This is a genomic window from Sphingobacterium sp. DR205 (assembly GCF_011064245.1).
Taxonomy (GTDB): domain Bacteria; phylum Bacteroidota; class Bacteroidia; order Sphingobacteriales; family Sphingobacteriaceae; genus Sphingobacterium; species Sphingobacterium athyrii.
Genome location: NZ_CP049333.1, coordinates 5,164,929 through 5,183,686 on the forward strand (window position 1 = coordinate 5,164,929; position 18,758 = coordinate 5,183,686).

The 18,758-nt window shown below is 45.7% G+C and carries 9 protein-coding genes; all 9 read right to left on the minus strand.

Annotated features, from left to right (window positions below; translation table 11 throughout):
• Positions 1-62 precede the first annotated feature (62 nt).
• Positions 63-3,107, minus strand: a complete 3,045-nt coding sequence (locus tag G6053_RS22190; protein WP_165308508.1) for a TonB-dependent receptor — start codon at positions 3,105-3,107, stop codon at positions 63-65.
• A gap of 71 nt (positions 3,108-3,178) precedes the next feature.
• The gene (locus tag G6053_RS22195) at positions 3,179-4,861 is read right to left on the minus strand and encodes a RagB/SusD family nutrient uptake outer membrane protein (protein WP_165308509.1); all 1,683 of its coding nucleotides are present in this window, start codon (positions 4,859-4,861) and stop codon (positions 3,179-3,181) included.
• A 148-nt stretch (positions 4,862-5,009) separates the two neighbouring features.
• Positions 5,010-8,117: a SusC/RagA family TonB-linked outer membrane protein gene (locus G6053_RS22200; RefSeq protein ID WP_165308510.1), complete on the minus strand. Its 3,108-nt coding sequence runs from the start codon at positions 8,115-8,117 to the stop codon at positions 5,010-5,012.
• A 26-nt stretch (positions 8,118-8,143) separates the two neighbouring features.
• Entirely contained in the window at positions 8,144-9,133 is a 990-nt protein-coding gene (locus G6053_RS22205) for a DUF4961 domain-containing protein (protein ID WP_165308511.1), read from the minus strand.
• Complete coding sequence (locus G6053_RS22210; protein ID WP_165308512.1) at positions 9,130-9,582, minus strand: DUF5004 domain-containing protein; 453 nt, start codon at positions 9,580-9,582, stop codon at positions 9,130-9,132. The genes G6053_RS22205 and G6053_RS22210 overlap by 4 nt, the downstream gene beginning before the upstream one ends.
• Positions 9,583-9,594: 12 nt before the next feature.
• A complete protein-coding gene (locus G6053_RS22215; protein ID WP_165308513.1) occupies positions 9,595-11,322 on the minus strand; it encodes a RagB/SusD family nutrient uptake outer membrane protein in 1,728 nt (575 codons plus the stop codon).
• Positions 11,323-11,407: 85 nt separating this feature from the next.
• On the minus strand, positions 11,408-13,684 hold the full coding sequence (locus G6053_RS22220; RefSeq protein ID WP_165308514.1) for a GH92 family glycosyl hydrolase: 2,277 nt from the start codon (positions 13,682-13,684) through the stop codon (positions 11,408-11,410).
• A 27-nt stretch (positions 13,685-13,711) separates the two neighbouring features.
• Positions 13,712-16,405, minus strand: a complete 2,694-nt coding sequence (locus tag G6053_RS22225; RefSeq protein ID WP_165308515.1) for a glycoside hydrolase family 2 TIM barrel-domain containing protein — start codon at positions 16,403-16,405, stop codon at positions 13,712-13,714.
• A complete protein-coding gene (locus tag G6053_RS22230; protein ID WP_165308516.1) occupies positions 16,402-18,741 on the minus strand; it encodes a GH92 family glycosyl hydrolase in 2,340 nt (779 codons plus the stop codon). Before G6053_RS22230 ends, G6053_RS22225 begins: the two co-directional genes overlap by 4 nt.
• Positions 18,742-18,758 lie beyond the last annotated feature (17 nt).

The window sequence follows — 18,758 nt, forward strand, 5'->3', positions numbered from 1 at the left end:
GTCCCGCTTATTATTTAAACCCGTAATCCTATTATTTAAATCTTAAACCTGATCAGGTGCTGCTAAAGCCCGATCTGTATGCCCAGATTGACGACACGCTGATTCTGATAGGCATCTCCAGCACTGTTGGAGGTCACCTCAGGATCCTGCTGATATAAGGAATAATTCGTCCAAGTCAGCAGATTATATCCGCTTAGATATAAGCGCGCATTGTTCATCTTAAATGGCAGCCATTTATTGGGCAACTGGTAACCCAGTTCGACTGTCTTCAAACGTAAATAGGTCGCATCAATAAGCCAGAAATCAGACATATAGGTTGACGGGCTATTAATCGTTGTCGGATTAGTCGTCAAGCGTGGAAATTTAGCTGTAGCAGCTGTTTGTGCAGTCCAGCGCTCTTGGTGGATCGGTTGAAACTGACTCTGAAAGGGCTCAATACCACTTCCCTGAACGCTAAAACTGTACCCAGTAGTTCCCTGCAGCAGCACATTAAAACTAAAACCTTTGTAACTTCCCCCGAGGGTAAGCCCAAAACTGGTATTCGGAATATTAGGCTTACCGATCACCGTTCGATCATAGTCATCAATTACACCATCGTTATTGAGGTCCTTATACCGCAGGTCACCAGGCTGCACCTCATATCCTCCTGATGGTTTTGGGCTTGTACCGATATTTTCATCGGTATAAAAACCATCGTACAGATAGCCCAATGGTTGATTGATCTGCTGCCCTGTCAGCCGCAGCCAAGGATAAGCTGGTGCCGGTTCATCCTGAAACAAGATCTTATTTTTGAAATACGTCAATACCCCTTTGATATTATAATTAAACGCACCGATATTGTTGTTTACATTCAGTTCCAATTCCACTCCCCTATTCCGTACCTTCGCAATATTTGATGGTGAGACGCCTACACCAATATGCTGGAAAAGCGACTGTGAAGTCACGAGCTGATCATATCGTAAATTATTAAAATAGTCAATGGTCATGGAAAACTTGTTTTTCCAAAGATTGACATCAAGCCCAACATCAAATGACTTTTGTTTTTCCCAAGTGACATTATTATTTCCCAGATTTCCTTCCGTGATAATCAGTGAAGGCTGATGGGTTTCACCAAACGAATAATTTCCACCCTCATTGTATACTTGCTGGTACAAGTAACGATCACCGGCAACCTTGTCAGAACCAACGATTCCATAGGAAGCCCGCAATTTAAAGAGCTCCACAAAGCTAAAGGCGTCTTTGAAAAACGATTCCTTAGCTAGATTATAACCAGCTGAGACCGCCGGAAAAAGACCGTAACGCTGTGCCGCCGGAAAACGGTCTGACCCATTGTATGCTGTCGTCGCATCCAACAAGAACTTCTCTTTAAAATTGTATCCTGCCCGAAAGGTGTAGCCCTCAAAATTCTGTGGAATCCAGTTGATTTTCTTATCACCCTTTGTTTTATAGGATTCCCGATTATATAGTAAGAGTGCTGTCACCGCATGATCCCCAAAAGTTCGCGCATAGTTGAAGTTGGCCTGCACATTTACCCGACTGTTGTAATCCCCCTGATACGCCCGCAGGGTATAATTACCCAGCACATAAGGTGCCCCACCTTTCAGCTGGTAACTGCCCGAGCTTGGGTCATAACGATAGACCGGGATTTCATCACGGGCCTGCTCACGGCCGTTTGACTCCACGCTGGCATAGGCTACACGAGTCGAAAAAGAAAGCCCTTTTAACCAAGCGTTGAGTTCCTGCGTCCCGCCAAATAAAATATTGATGTCGTTGCGTCGATCCAAGCTATAACCAGCTGCTGCCAGGCGTGCATTGATGGTCGGAAGCAACTCCTGCGTATCGCTGGCATAGGTAAATGAACCATTTGGATTGATAAAAGGTGCTGACCAGGGTCTTATCTTATTAAAATTAAACACCTCACCAACAATATTTCCCGCCCTGGGCGAATTAATGCGATTGAAGTTTGCCCGGAAATCCAAACGCAATTTGAGTGTCTTTGTCGCCTGTACATCCAGATTCGACCGTAAATTGAAACGACGATAATAATAATTATTGTTAACCTTGTCGCCCTCATTTTCAAAATTGTAGAGGTTTCCATTTTGGGAGAAAGCACCACCCGACACAAAATATTTAATACTTTCACCACCGCCAGTGATATCAATATTCGTATTATACTGTTGGCTCGACGGTTTAAAGATCCGATCATACCAATTGATATCGGGATGGCCATAAGGATCGTCCCCCGAACGGAAATGTGCCAAGTCGGCTTCACTAAAGGGTTGATTGGAATTGTCTCCTACCGTATTTGCTATCGCTTCATTCCATAAGAGCGCACTTTCATAGGCATTCAAAAACTTCAATTTTGTAACCGGGCTCTGCATACCTGATTCGACACGCGCATTGATCTTTGGCCGTCCCGATTCACCGCGTCGCGTTTTGACAACCAATACACCATTTGCCCCCTTGATACCAAAGACTGCTGTCGTCGATGCATCCTTTAAGATCGAAATACTTTCGATCTCGTTGACGTTGATCTGCGACAATTGTTCATAGGTATATTCAATATCATCGACAATGATCAGCGGCTGGTTTCCTTCTGGATTTAGCGAACTGACACCACGGATATAAAAATCCGAAGCATCCTTACCGGGTTGGCCAGAACGTTGTACCGACACAAATCCCGGCAATCTTCCAGCCAATGCATTCTGTACGCTCGACGTTGGTACCTGACGGATATCTGCCCCCTTTATTGAACTGACTGCGCCCGTGCTAGTGAGCTTTTTCGTCGTACCAAATCCCACCACCACCACCTCATCAATATCCTGGCTACTTGATTGCATAATCACTTCGATATTTTCACCCTGCTTCACGTCTCGTTGCTGGGTATTATATCCCACACTTGTAAATACTAAGACCTTAGTACCACGTAGGGCCAATTTAAACCGTCCATTTTGATCTGTTTGTGTGGCTCCCCCTCCTTTCTCCTGCACCGATACACCCACCAAGGGACCCGAACTATTTTTGACAATACCATTCACAATGGATTGCGCCAATAGTATAAATGGCGTCAAAACCATTATTGTTAACAGATATATGCTCTTTTTCATCCGCTTATATTTTATTTATTCATGATTAAAGCCATTCGCGCAGCCTTCTTCGGCTTACGTAAATAAGCCAATTACCAGCCTGGGTTCTGTACCATTTTTGGATTTTTGATCACTTCCGAAAATGGAATGGGAGCCAAATACATCTTCGTATCAAATGTCATTTTCAGAATAGGAAGTGACTGCCTGATCGCCCCGGTTCCCGTTTGATAAATGACTGTGGCGTGAAGCTCCTTATTAAACTCCTCTTCGGCTATTTTCCACCTTCGCACATCATAAAAGCGATGCTCCTCAAAGGCCAGTTCCTTTCTCCGTTCGAGGTAGATCAGCTCCCGCATTTCTGCTTTGGTCAATCCTTCGGGAAGCTGATAGGGAGTTAGTCCTGCCCGTTGTCGTATTTGTTCAACAGCACGATAGACATTGACATCAGGTCTGTCCAGACGTTCATTTCGTGCTTCAGCATAATTCAACAATATTTCAGCATAACGGAACAGGATAAAGTCATGGTTTACATTACTATAATTTGTAAGGGATTCAAAGTTCCCCATAAACTTGCGGAGGTAATAGCCCGTTTTTGTCTGTTGCTTGGATCCACCTGGTTTATCTGATCCCCCCTCAAAGGTTTGTACAGGCCGATTTAACCAAGGTGCGCCATTATAAAAAACAGTTGCGTAAAAGCGGCTGTCGCGCCCTGTGTAAGGATCGTTTGGATCATAACCTGAATTTTCGTCTGTAATTTTCAAACCGTTACTCATCCCAAAGGCGTCTACAAGTTCCTGGGTCGGACTAGTGCGCCCATTGTTCACCCCATTGGCATAGCCCACGGGGCCATTGTTATTTTCAAAACTGGTATTATTGCCGCCTTGCTTCGCAAAGATCCGTTCATTGTTGCGTGTGATAAAGACATCTTTAAACTGAGGTTCAAGCTTAAACAGGTTTAGGTCTATCAAGTCTTTGGCCGCATTTTCGGCAGACTGCCATCGCCCAGCGGAAAATGCCGTATACCCCGTAAGAACATTCTGTCCATTGCTATTTCCACCGTTGAATAATGGACTGGCAGCATATAGGAGCACACGGGATTTTAGCGCCATGGCCGCCGCCTTCGTAGGCCTTCCATAAAAAGCCAGATTAAATGGATCGGTACGTAGACTGTCTTTTATTGCGTCACATTCCCCCACAATATAGTTGACGCATTCTTCGAAGCTTGCCCGTGGCAGCTCAATATCGTCATTCAACTGGTATACCTTATCGCCCATCAACGGCACCCCGCCGTACCGCTTGACCAATTCAAAATAAAATAAGGCACGTATAAATTTTGCTTCGGCTTTCCATACACGCGGCATGGGCGTACCATTCTCCAGTTTTCCCTTTACCGGTACCCGATCAATATTTTGGATAAAAATGCTGGTCTTTCGAATCCCCTGATACCAAGATGCCCAAAGGTTGTCCTGATAATTATCCGAAGTATAAGAGCCTGTTGCCAACTGTTGTACCGATGTATTGGTCGGATTGGAGGAAACAGCATCATCCGTGGCTGCGTCGAGAAAATCTCCACCGACCCGATTTCCCAGGCTGGGCAGATAACGGTAGCAATCGGTCAGAAACCGGTTTGCATTTACGCCGGCCGAATCCCGTCGGTCAAACACCTGGTCCAGTGTCTGCAGCTCGATAGGCTCTTCCTCTAGGTCGCTTTTACAGGAGAAGATCCCGATCGCAACTCCGACTACGAGCATCCATTTTAGCTGATCATACGTCATACAAATGATTTGTAATTTAAAGGGCATCCGGAAGCCCCGGTCCACTTTGGACACAGGTTTCATTTCAGACAATCCGCATGATATTTCGTGCTCCTCAGCATGTATGTGGTTTGAATAGGGGTATTTCATCATTATCGATTTCTAAGGTTTATAATTTGACGTTTACACCAAAGCTTATGATCCGCTGTGCTGGATAAGCGGTACCTGATGAGATTTCAGGATCCAGACGGCCATAGGGGGTAAAAGTGAACAGGTTTTGCGCGTTTGCAAAAATGCGTACCGAGGATAACTTCGCCCGCTTTGTCCAATTGAAAGGCAATGTATAGCCGACATCAAGGTTCCTAACCCGAAGATATTCCCCCGAACGGGTCCAGTAGCTCGAAATATTTTGTGTATTGGTCGGATCGGGTCCCAGCGTCAACCTTGGATAAGTTGCAGCAGTACCGGTCTCCGGTGTCCAACGTCCCAGCATATAATCAAATCCCTGTCCGTCGCCAGTATTTCCAAAGGAATAATCCGTCTGTTGGTAACTACGGTTTAATACCCCTTGAAGCAATACGCTGAAATCAAACCCCGCAACATTGAATCCCACGGTAGTACCAAAATATACGAGTGGTTTTGTATTGCCAATGGCCGTTTGATCGTACTGGTTGATGATACCATCTCCATTCAGGTCCACCAGTTTGACATCACCAGGATACACCTTATTTCCCGATAGCAATGGTGCATGATCGGCTTCTTCCTGCGTCTGGATTAGTCCATCGGCCCGGTAACCAAATGTCTGGCCTACGGGCATTCCCGTGCGCCTGTTCCAATTATATTGCTGAAAGACCTCGTTCATATACAGCACTTGGGTCTTCATACGTGAGGCATTAGCGGTAATGAAATAGTTAAACTCACCCAAATTATTTTGATAGGTCAAACTGATTTCCTGCCCTTCATAACGGTTTTTACCAATATTTTCATTCGGATATCCAATACCGATCAAGTCAATGGTCGATCCGCGCTGTTGCAATAGGTCAAAATAAGTATCTCTAAAATAATCGGCGGTCAATTTTAGTGTTGAATGCCAGAATGCAGCATCCAAACCGATGTTAAATTTATTTCCCTTTTCCCAGGTTCCCTCAATGTTGGCTAGCCCTTTTTCGATCAAGCTATTGGTATAAGCATATTCTGAGCCGAAGTCATAGCCGTTCGCTCCGTCCTGTCCATAAGAAGCTCGCCAGCTGTAATAGCCTAGGGCGGCCTCGTTGGTATTTCCCGTCCGCCCAAATGTAGCGCGCCATTTCAGTTGAGAAAGCCAATCCGATTTTTCCTTCAGAAAGTCTTCCTGCAACATATCCCAGCCCAAGCCAAAAGCATAAAACAGGCCATATTGGTTTCCCGGCATAAAACGGTTGAATCCTGAGTAGTTTAAGGCTACTTCAGCAAAGTACTTATCCTGATAGGCATAGTTTGCTGTCGCTGCAAAGTTGGTATAGATGGCAGGTAAGTCAAACTGATAATTGGCTGTTTGTCTGTCCATAAACAGTTTGGCTCCGACACGATGTTTCTCACCCACTTGCTTGTCATACCCCAGTGCTCCCTGGAAATAGAAAAAATTTGCTGTAGAAGTAGTCGCAAATGAATTAGGCTGATCCGCTATCGTTCCATAACGTACATACACGAGTTCTTTTTGCTCGTTATAGCTTAAGTCATACACCGGCTGTTGGCGATTCCGGTCGATAAGGCTCGACGAAGTTGATGAAACATTTAGCTTACCCTTTGCGTACAGTCCGGGAACAAATTTGTCAAGCTTGTAATTAAAATCCAGATTAGCCAGCAGGTCCCTCGTATTGTCCAAAAGATAGCCCGATCCCGTAGTAAGCTGGTACAAATTGCTCCGATACACCGAGGAGCCACCATAAGATTGGTCGGGATTAAAAATTGGATACGCGTTGTTCGGTGTATTGTACAAGGTCGATAAGATCGTTCCTGTTTTTGCCCCCGGCTGTCTGCCATCCTGGATTTTTCCAAAAAACTGCAGTCCAATCGTTAAGTCATCAGTTACATCCACATCAATTGCACTATTGATGAGATAACGTTTATTCTGTACGTTGGTCTCGTAGTCAAATTTATCATCCGATTTAAATAGACCATATTGGTTCAGGTAGCTTAGCGAAAGGGTATAACGTGCATTTTTGATTCCGCCCTTCACACCAAGGTTATATTTGGTGGTCGGGTTATTGTCCCGTACAACAGCATCATACCAGTTGACATCCGGGAAGAACAAGGAATTGGTTCCATCCCTAAAGGCCTTAAAATCGTCCGAACTATACACGGGTTGTCGCCCTGCATTGAGTAGTGCTTCGTTGTAGAGATAGGCATACTGATAGGCGTTCAAGGGCTGCGGCATTTTCAACGATTGCTGGATTCCTGTTTGTGCTGTAAAGCTGATCCTTGGTGGTCCTGCCTGTCCTTTTTTCGTCGTTACCTGCAATATCCCCCTAGAACTCCGTTGTCCCAATAAAATACTGGACAGCGCATCTTTGACGACGGTCACCGATTCGATGTTTTCGGGATCTATGGAATAGATATCCCGCTGTACACCGTCGATTAAAGTCACCGGACTTTGTCCCCTTAGGTTGAAGCCAATTTCGGTATTGTCACCGATACTGGAACGATATTTCACGGCATCCGATGGGAGAGATCCTGCCAGATCATTTGAGGTAATTGCGGTCATGCTCGGTGATCTAAATCCGCTGACTTCCTGCGTAAACAGCCCCGGCATACGACCAGTGAGCGCATTCAAATACAAGGATGTCGGTACATCTTTGATCTGACTGTTATAGACTACCGAAACGGCTCCCAGGAGCTCCGAACTTTTCTTTTTTTCATAACCTATACGCAGGGAGTCTGCACTTTGAAGTACGGTAGGCACCAGGGACACTTGTTTATCGGCACTTCCCTTTATCCTCTTTCTATAATATCCTGGATATTCCACCCATAAGACTTCATGCGTAACATGGCCTGTCAGAGACAAATCTCCATTTTCATCGGTCTCACCAATAAGCTGCCGCCCGGCATCATAGACCTTAGCACCTGAAATTGGCTTACCATATTCATCCACAATTTTCGGAAATTCCCCTATCGCCCGCTCCTCATTCCCTGAGACTGTCTCACGGAGCCGTGGATACCAGCTAGCCTGTGCGGTCTGTTTATCGGCAATCACCAACAGTACACCGACAACACTTAATTTTATATAATGGTTAAACATTTGTCATTCGTTTATTAGGTTAGCAATCACTCACAGCGGAAGGTATATTTAAAAGGCTCATCCGTATTGCCATAGCCGACACTTTTAGTTCCCGTAATGTCTGTATAGAAGTATTCCAGACGGGCGATGTGCCGATCTTTATCGACCTTAAAAAATCCACGTGGCCAGATGTCGATAAGGTATTTTTTACCACCGATGTCTGTCAGTTTGGTATCTGCTGTCTGTTTCTTGATTTCGGCAATTAGCTTTCCTGACTCATCCATTGCCCTGACATGCAGGTAGATGGCAGGCTCTTGATCCAGCACCGTATTGGTAACCCCGCCATCAAAAGTCAAGGTAATGATATCATTGTCCAGACTTTTGACCGGTTGTACCGTACCCAACTGTGGGTTGATAAAATCGATCAGATCGCCTTCACCATCAGTTACCTCGAAAGCATTTGAGAAGGTAAACTTTTTATAATCTGTATCCTCTGGACGCAAATTTTCGATTGAAGAACCGATATAGAATCCCAAAGACACCAACATATTTTCGGATCCAACGTTACATTCCGCCTTCACCGTAAAATCGATGTCTTCGTTATTGACAAAGGAATAGGCCTGCGTACTTCTAAAAACAATCCATTCCATATCATCCACCAAGTTGGGGCCGATCCCGAACATTTTCTTGGCGGCCTGATGCCAACTCAGCCCAGATACAGGTTCCAGTTCACTGTCCGGAATAATACGCATGGTGCCATTTCCTTTTGGACTGGTAAAGGACATGGTCAGGTTTTTGCGCGCATTCCATCCCTTGGGCACCATGATACCCGCGACCAGCTGGGTGCTATAATTACCTCCACCCTGGATACGGGGTTCGGCTCCGCAATGCATCGTAAAAGTCACCCGCTGATTTGCCTTTGCAGCTGTCGGCACAACCACTGAGATGGCTTTAAGACCACATTGGACTAGGAATATGGCCAAAAATAGACCCATTGCCCAGTAGATATACGTCGAATAATGTGTGTTCTTTTTCATATTCCCCCGTTTAAACGTTCGCAATCATATTGATAGGTGTTGCTGCTGCAACCCAGGCTCATGACTAAACTGAGCTGGCGTTTGCCATTGACCACAGGGAATTGGAATTTGAGGACCACCTCTTCTTTGCCCTCCGTTGGACTAAGCACAACACTAAAGGGATATTGTGGATCATCCAGACGGTATCTTCCCGATCCGCTGACCACAAAAGGAAGATCATCAGCAATGGAATAGGTGCCGTCGGCATTGAAATCGATCTTAAAGTTTTCCAATTTCAACCGCTTACTCAGGTTTTCACCATTTCGGGTTAGCTGTGTTACTTTCCAGTTTCCGGTAATATCTTTTTCCGCCTCCTCAGTGCGGATATTGCCCAGCTCATCCTTACAGGAGTTTATTCCCCAACATAGGACCAGCATCAAGGGCCATGAAAGTATCTTATATATTTTCATCCGTTTAATTTTTTAATAACCTGGATTTTGAATCAAGTCTAAGGACTTCGCTACTTCAGATTGGGGGATGGGCCAGAGGTACATGCGTTTGTCAAAGACACGTTTTCGTACGTTGATGGTATTGTAGGTTGTTCCCGCTGCTGTACGGACGGGTTCGGTTCCATGCAGCTGTTTATTTTCCAATGATTCAGCCAACTTCCAACGGCGTACGTCAAAAAAACGATGTCCTTCAAAGGCCAGTTCTTTTTGTCGCTCATTCCGGATAATCTCACGCATAGCTTGTTTGTTTAGGCCAGTCGGCAATACAAAAGGATCCAATCCTGCCCTTTCTCGGATTGCCTCCACCGCCGCGTAGACCTTCTGATCCGGGATCCCGAGCGATTCGTTCCGTGCTTCAGCATAGTTCAACAAAATTTCGGCATATCGGATGATTGGCAGACAGCGTGGCGTATAGGTATTAAACCAATCCGCGGCTACATCCCGATTGACCATTTTATAGGTATAATATCCTGTAGGCGTGCCCCTATAGATGGCATCCTGTCCCGAAGTCACGTTGTTTGGATTGGTCTTATCGATATAGATATTGACTGGTCTCCGGGCTAATCCATCCCGGTGGAAGACCAAAGACTGATCCCGGGTCACGGTATTCGCCAAGCGGGGATCCCGGTTTTTATAGGGAGATTTCGGGTCGTATCCAGCATTCGGATCGCTAATAGGCAAACCATTACGCATCCCAAAAGCATCCACCGTTTCCAGATAAGGATAAGCTCCGGGGTTGCTTACGCCAAAAGTTGGCGGATTCCAGATACCTTCAAGATCCCGGTTGGAATCTTGCATTTTGGCGAGGATATATTCTGAGTTTTTCCGCAGTTGAAACAGCTGATAGAAGCCAAATCCCGGTTCAGGATCATTGTTGACATACAAACTGTAATGTCCCGATTCAATGACTTGTGCTGCCGCCGCTTCGGCCTGCTGCCAGCGTGTTTCATCCGCGTTGGGATAGGCCACGACGTCCTTTAATGCTCCTTCTGTTGTCACTGGGCTACCATTGAACAGGGGGCTCGCAGCATACAACAGTAAGCGGGATTTCAATCCGTAACAGGCTGCTTTATTGATCCGTCCATAGTCTTCGCCAGCATGCTCCCAGGGGAGATCCTGCGCTGCGGCATCGCATTCAGTCACAATGTAGCGCACACACTCCTCGAAGGTATTACGCTTGGCAGGGATCGCATCATTGGCCGTGTAAACACTGTCCCTCATCAGGGGTACACCACCATAATGCTCCAGTAAGATAAAGTAATAATAGGCCCTTAAAAACCGGGTTTCTGCCTTCACCCGCACCTTAATATTCGTACCAAAGCGTGCCCTATGCAGATTTTTAAGCATAATATTTGCCCTACGAATATTGGTATAAGGTTTTGCCCAAGCATCATTGGTGATAATATTGGAGTTGACGGTACCTGTAGCAAACTGGATAAAGGTATTGATGCTTCCCAGTCCAGCTCCCTCCGCTTCGTCTGTGCTGGCATCAAGACCACCCCCACCAAAGCGTTTGGGCCAAGTCGCAAACCCAATATCACCATATATTCCTGACAGGAAGTTGATGGTATAGGTACTATCGGAAAAGACGACCTCTTCATTCAGATCTGATGATTGCGTCTGATCTAAAAATCCCTGTTTACTACAAGCCGTACAGGCCAGGAAGGCCAGTGCGCAAAATGTCAATTGGCTTTTGTTCATAATTTTTTGTAAAACAGTAAAATAATTGGTTATGCTATCATTATACCAGCGAGCCTAGCTCGCTGGTATCAAATTTTTAAATAATCTAATTGATCGAACTCAGGGAAAATGGCCTTGAATCCGTCGAAACTCCTCTTTTATAATTGGGCTTATCGCCCATGACAAAATGAAGCTCCCCTCCTTTTAGCAGATCTTCATACCGAATAAAATTTTTGTCGTAGACTGCTCCATTGAGCGCTGCTGATTGGATGTAGACATGCTGTGGACTATTATTGTCCGCCTTGATGGTAAATGTTTTGCCATTATCGAGACTAATCGTCACCTTTTTGAATACCGGACTTCCAAAAACGTATTCATCCGTTCCGGGACAGACACTATAGATCCCCATAGCGCTCAAGACATACCAGGAAGACATTTGCCCCTGGTCCTCATCGCCGGGATAACCCTTTTCGGTCGCATTGTATAGGCCTGATGTCACCATGCGGGTATATTTTTGCGCTTTCCAGGGTTGGCCACTGAAATTATACAAATACGGAACATGCTGCGTAGGCTGATTCCCATGCGCATATTGTCCCATTTTTGATAACAACATTTCGCGCATTTCATGGATTTCCTGTTTATAGCTACCATAGTTGACGCGCTGTTCCATGGTAAAGAACGTATCTAGTTTTGCATTAAACTTATCCACCCCGCCGATCAGGTTGATCAAGCCGTTCACATCGTGCATCACCGACCAGCTATATTGCCAGGCATTCGCTTCGGTAAAAGGGCCACCCCACTCGACAGGATCAAAGGGTTCACGCCATTGCCCATTATCCAGCCGGCCGCGCATAAAGTTTACCTGAGGATCAAATACGTTTTTATAGTTATACATCTGCCGGGCAAAGATATTTTCATAGAAAGTATTGCCCGTAGCCTTTGCCAGCTGATAACCACAGAAATCATCATAGGCATATTCCAATGTCTTTGCCGTACTTTCGTGAATATCCCCATAAGGAACATACCCTTTGGTAAAATACGCCTTCCACCCTTCGCGGCCATTTGATCCGCCCCACAATCCTTTATTTGTTGCTTCATGGTAATAGGCTGCCAAAGCACTGTCGGCATCAAAGGTTCGAATCCCTTTCACCCAGGCATCCGTCAGTAGCGATATGGCATGATTGCCGATCATCACGCCCGACATCCCGGGATTGGACCAGGTCGGAAAAAATCCGGCCTGCTTTTGCGCATCCAGCAAGGATTGCATATAACGTCCCTGCATAACCGGATGCAAGAGATTACTCAAAGGGAACTGCCCACGAAAAGTATCCCAAAAACCATTATCCGTAAACATATACCCTTTATGAATCTTACCATCATAAGGGCTAAAATAATAGGGATTTCCCTCCGGATCCATTTCATAGAACTTACGTGAAAATAAATTGGCTCTGAACATGCAGGAATAAAATGTTGCCATCTCCGCTTCCGTCCCCCCTTCTACGCGCACGCGATTCAGTAATGCATTCCAGGTATCAAAAGCTTTCTTTTTACTTACCTCAAAAGTATTGTGTCCTCCCAATTCGCGTTTATAATTAAGATTTGCCTGCTGAGGACTGATATAGGATGAAGCAAGCTTCACTTCCACTTTTGCCCCCGGGCGGAATTCCAGATACCCACCTTTACCTTTCCCGGCATCATAGTGCTGCCTATCCTGGATGGTGCCTTTCACATTTTCCCAAGTGCCGTAAGCTTTAAAGTCCTCATCAAAAGTCAGCACAAAATAGTTTTTCATATGCTCGGGGACAAAACGACCATTATGTACATACCCGACAATCTTGCGTTCTTCGGGTATAATCTTAATCTCGCTATCGCCCAAAAAGCCATCCAATACCAAGAATGCTTTTTCCTTTTTTGGGAAGCTAAAGCGCATATGCGCTCCTCTTTCCACCGGACTTAGTTCTACTTTGATACCATTATCAAAATTCACCGCATAATAATGCGGCTTAGCGATCTCATTTTCATGCTTAAAAGAGAGCGCCCGGCGCTCCTCATTGACCTCCAGTTTTCCAAGGCCTGGCATTAAAGAAAAAACCATATAATCGCCCATCCAGGGACTACATTGGTGAACCTGCTGAAATCCCCGTATGCTGTTTGCTTTGTATTGATATTTCCAGCCATCTCCATTTTTTCCCGTTTGAGCCGAAAAGAAATGCACCGCAAAAGGCAGTCCTACCGTAGGGTAAGTATTTCCATAGGACAGGCTCCATTCAGAATCCGTTCCTTGAAGGGTATTCACATACTTTACCAGATCCACCTGCTGGGCTTGCGCCTGATTTAGCATCACGTAAATCATAGTTAGATAAATACATAATCTTCGTTTCATAATCAGTTATTTAAATTTGTATCATCTTTAAAAAATGTTCTTTAGTTTCAATGTTTCCTTTTCGGCATGACCATATTGCTTCCATAGCAGCTTCACATTTTTCAATTGCTGTGCATGAGATTCCGTAAGCCGAACAAACTTTTCCTCACCCGGCATTAGAGTAAAATAATTATCCGAAATCATGAGCGGCAAAATCCGTTCATTTGTTGCTGCATCAACCAGGCGCAAGCGATTACCAAATGATATTGTCGTTCCACGGTTAACGATCCGGAGCACAATACCTTCGGTACCCGCTTCTTTTTTATAGTCAAATTCAAGCTTGGCCTTCGGTAAGCTAGTTAGGCTGGTATAATCCAGCTCTTTTCGGCCATTTCGCCAATAGAAATTTTCAGACAGCAAAACGCCCTTTCTATCCTTCAGGGTAAGCTTGATGAAGTGTAGATCCGACAAGGCTGTATCTTCTTGTTCGCCGCCAAAATTTAGACGAAAGACCTCCATCGCCACATTAGAATGTACAGTAGCATTGGTCCGAAGGCCATATTTTTTAATCTCCCGACCATCCATATCAAAGGTCTGCGCCGAAATCCATACCGAATCCAGGTTCTTTAAGCTTGTATTGATGACCTTGACACTGTTGTTGGATGCATTCCATTGTACATGTACCGGCTCACAGGCCTTTTTCGCCCCCCAATAGGCGCCCGTTGCATCGTAATAATAATCATACGTCTGCCATACAAATGAAGGGTAGGCCGATTGGCTCATCCAGATCAGCATGCCTGCTGCATCGTCCCAGAGTTTGTCGTTCCAGGCTTCATACATGCCCTTCATGACTTCAAGGTTAAGGTATTGCGCCTTTTCAGCAAATGCAGCTAAATTCATCGATTCGCCATACTGTTTATTGACCGCATTTTTATACTGGATAGGACTGGCGTTCGAGGCTTCCTTACCAAAAAAATGCCTATTCCACACATTGTCATCTTCCGATTTGAGCTGTTCGTCCGTAGGCAATGGCCAAAGTTTGTCCTTTGGGATAAACTTCACGATACTTTCATAATTGGGGAAAGTGGCCGTTCCAATTTCCGTACGTAGGCCATAGCCGTAGTCGCTGCTATAAGGGTAAGGAGGATCGTTCCAGGCCAGGTTGCTTCCCGAAGTTTCAAAATGGTGCCGCGGCGGTTGGTTGCCCCACCATCCGCTTCCCGAAAGTCCATCCTGATTGGAACTGGACTTATACAGCCGGTCATTATGGTCTTCCGATGCCACAATAGCACGCAGATAATTATCCAGTTCGGGTTTTGGACGCGTTTCATTGGCGCCGCACCAGATCGCTATGCTGGCATGATTTCGCAATCGTTTTACTTTATCGAGCGCATTTGCTTTAAAATCATCATCATTGGCCACATCGTTATACGCCACATAGAGCCAAAAATCGTCCCACACCATCATCCCATAACGATCGCAATAATCATAGAAAGCATCGTCCGTGATTGAGCCCGTCCACAAGCGGATCATGTTATAATTCATATCCTTATGAAGTTTGACCTTGACACCGTACTCTTCCCCTTGGCAGCGGAGCAAGTATTCGCTCATTCCCCAATTCCCACCTTTGAGATAGATCTTTTTTCCGTTGATATAGAAATTCAGCACTGGCCATCCCGCTTTATTACGCACATAATGGTACTCATATTTACGGATCCCAAACTGGAACTCCTTCTGATCCGAGATCTCATCAGCAATTTTGGCGGTAAGTGCACAACGATATAAATTCGGCTCCCCATAACCATTTGGCCACCATAGCAGCGGCTGTTTGATCAAAAATTCCTTCACCTCGTTGCGGGTGATATATACCTTTTGGGTGCTATGTGCCGGAACTTTTACTTTTTTAGAAAATCGGATATCTCCGGGCTTGATGACTCCTTCCAGCGTTATTTCTTTGGTCTGGTCCCCCGCATTTTTTAGATCAGTCGAAAAGTCCAGATAAGCAAACTCATTGCTTTCCAGGTCGGACCGCATCCAGGGGTCTTCCATACTGACGTCGCCACCAAAGTGCAGCGATACATTGCCGGTAATCCCAGCCAAGCGTCCCGGCACATAAGGCATCCAGTCCCAGCCAGCTGCAGCCAAGTACGTGGGGCTTGCCGTTACGCCAAACGGTTCTTTTGCTGTACGTGTTTTTTTCTGATCGGCATCGGTAATCAACACCGCAATTGCATTTTCCTGCCCCATACGCACCAGATCCGTAATATCAAATTTACTGCGCAACATATGGCCACTGACATCTCTCGTAGAGCCTGCTACACCCGATAGCTTCACCCCATTGCAGAAGAAGTCAGCATAGCGGTTGGTATTGTCAAAATGAATCCATACACGCTGCCCCTTTCTATAGTCTGCAGGGAGGCGGAAAGAGGTACGGTACCAGAACGGACGGTTGAATAACTGTTCATCTACGCGGTAGATGTTGTCTGAAAAATTGGGATCCGGTACAAGTCCCTGATTCACATAAGCGGTAAAGACGACACCCGGGACAATACCACGTACGGGGTCTTTGATCCGAAAATTGGGTTGTGCTATTTCCTGCCCTGAATAAGGCAGATCCGATTGCGGCTTTATTTCCCAGCGAATCGCAGGATTATCACTATTGAGCGAAATCTCGCGTACTTGACCATAGCCTACAAGCGCCAGCTGTAGGAATAGCAGTATATATACTAGTCTTTTTTTCATTCGATCCCCCAGTCTTTGTTTGGATTAGGCCCCATATAGAGCTCCAAAGTTGCCCCGGCCACCATATCTTTAAAGTCAATGTAATTTTTAGCATAGGGTTTTCCGTTTAGGACTGCCCGTTGGATATACATATTGTCCGGCGAATTATCGTGAGCGACAATGCGAAACCTTTTACCCGAGAAATAATTAGGATCCAGCTGAAAAGACAATTCCTGGAATATGGGGCTTGTTATTTCAAAGCGTGTTGACCCCGGACAAGAGGGATGTATCCCCGATGCAGCCAGCACGTACCAGGCCGACATCTGTCCTACATCCTCATTTCCCACGATCCCCTCTACAGCATTGCTATACGCGTTGTCGCAGATGTAACGGGTCCATTTTTGGGTGAGGTAAGGCGCATTCAGGTGGTTGAACAAAAAGGGAACTAAATGCACTGGCTCATTGGCATGATTATAATAATCGTTCCAGAGCATATTTTCAGGCGTCTTCTCAAAAAAATCTGTTAGGTCCGCTAAGGTTTTTTCTTTCCCACCCATCAACTCGATCATGCCCGGAATATCATGTGGCACAAACCAGCCCTGTTGATATGGGTTACTTTCAATCGTACCATACCACTCTTTAGTGCGTGCATTCTCGGGCCATTCTTCCCATGATCCGTCACTTTTCCGGGGTCTGAACCAGCCTTTTTCTGGATCAAATATCTTTCGGTAAGCTTGGCTTTTGGCCAAATACACTTGTTCCATATCAGTCTTGTTCAATCCATTTGCCAGCTGCGCAATGCACCAGTCGGTGTACGCATATTCCAGCGTATTCGAAATGCTCAATGCCCCCGGAGTGTAGCCTAACGAATCGTTGCCAAACCGTTTGGAGGTATTGATCGCGTAGGTTAATGCTTTGGATACATCGTAATTGCGTATCCCTTTCGCATAAGCATCTGCCAATACCGATAGCGCAGGATTGCCGATCATGCAGCCAGAATACGCATTTAATAATTCCCAACGTTCAAAATACCCCTTTCCAGACTCGTCAGCCAGACTGATCAATGAATTGAGCTCATCATTTACCAAGGAGGGGTTGATCAAAGTCTGTAGTGGAAATTGCGACCGGAAGACATCCCAGCCACTAAAAATTGTCCGTTTGGTAAAGCCCTGACTACGGCGGATTTTGTTATCACCACCCGCATAACGCCCATCGACATCCGTAAAGATGCGCGGATCAATCATGGTATGGTACAATGAGGTGTAAAAGATCGTTTTTTGATCCTTTGTACCGCCGTTGACAGCGATTTTTGATAGCTGTGCATCCCACATTTCTTTCGCTTCCCGACGGACACGATCGAAATTTTTGCCTGCTATTTCCTTTTTTAAATTATTTTCGGCGCCCTGCATATCGACGAAAGAAATGCCGACCTGTAGATTGACCTGCTCGCCCTGACTGGTTTCAAATTCGGAGAATACCCCGAGGTGTTTGCCTTCCATTTCATTTTTTCCGGGCCACACTTTCGCTTCGGCTACCCGACTTTGGTAAGGGATGGACTGTATATCATCACGCTTACGCTTCCAGTCGTCGGGGATTGCTGCCGACCAGATACCGTGTTTTTTTAGGGGTTTATCGAAGCGTGCATAAAAGTAAACCGTATAATCCGCCTTGCCGTCGCCATCACCCCAGCCGCCCCCCTCAGGCGTACAGCGCATCCATCCCTGAATACTATAGTCATCTACTTTTCGGACATATTGCTGTATCGCTGTGCCGCCGACGCGACGCGCAAGGTCAATCTGGATGCGGGATTCCTTACTTTGCGGAAAGGTAAAACGCAGCATGCCGCTATGTGGCGCAGCGGTAGCCTCCACCCGGATATGATACCGTTCAAGATCAACCGCATAATATCCAGCCTGAGCAACCTCACTGGACTTGTTGTAAGGCGAACGATAGCCTCTCACACTACCATCTTCCTTTCCGGCAATGGTACGCAACTTACCAATGGTAGGCATCACCAGGAAATTTCCGAGATCGCCGTACCAACCCACTCCACTCATCTGCGTGAAGGCAAAACCTTCAATACTGCGATGCTCGTAACTATACCCTGGGCTGTTGTCACCGCCTGTAATCGTGTTAGGGCTCACCTGCACCATGCCATAGGGTGTCGTTGCCCCCGGAAAAGTCTTACCTAGACCATGATACGTGCCTGCAGCGCCAACGCTTGTACTGGCACCAATAAATGGATTGACATAGTCTGCTGGACTGGAAACAGGATGATATCGGCGATTAGCACAAGATGTCGAAGACAGTGTTAGTGCGATAACAAAACAAGATAGCAGTCCATATAATTTATTCATAGTGATTTATCGTTTTT

What these genes read in the sequence shown, in the direction of transcription:
- G6053_RS22190 (WP_165308508.1), bottom strand. Translation starts at nt 3,107, where the DNA reads ATGAAAAAGAGCATATATCTGTTAACAATAATGGTTTTGACGCCATTT.
- G6053_RS22220 (WP_165308514.1), bottom strand. Translation starts at nt 13,684, where the DNA reads ATGAAACGAAGATTATGTATTTATCTAACTATGATTTACGTGATGCTA.
- G6053_RS22205 (WP_165308511.1), bottom strand. Translation starts at nt 9,133, where the DNA reads ATGAAAAAGAACACACATTATTCGACGTATATCTACTGGGCAATGGGT.
- G6053_RS22230 (WP_165308516.1), bottom strand. Translation starts at nt 18,741, where the DNA reads ATGAATAAATTATATGGACTGCTATCTTGTTTTGTTATCGCACTAACA.
- G6053_RS22215 (WP_165308513.1), bottom strand. Translation starts at nt 11,322, where the DNA reads ATGAACAAAAGCCAATTGACATTTTGCGCACTGGCCTTCCTGGCCTGT.
- G6053_RS22210 (WP_165308512.1), bottom strand. Translation starts at nt 9,582, where the DNA reads ATGAAAATATATAAGATACTTTCATGGCCCTTGATGCTGGTCCTATGT.
- G6053_RS22225 (WP_165308515.1), bottom strand. Translation starts at nt 16,405, where the DNA reads ATGAAAAAAAGACTAGTATATATACTGCTATTCCTACAGCTGGCGCTT.
- G6053_RS22195 (WP_165308509.1), bottom strand. Translation starts at nt 4,861, where the DNA reads ATGACGTATGATCAGCTAAAATGGATGCTCGTAGTCGGAGTTGCGATC.
- G6053_RS22200 (WP_165308510.1), bottom strand. Translation starts at nt 8,117, where the DNA reads ATGTTTAACCATTATATAAAATTAAGTGTTGTCGGTGTACTGTTGGTG.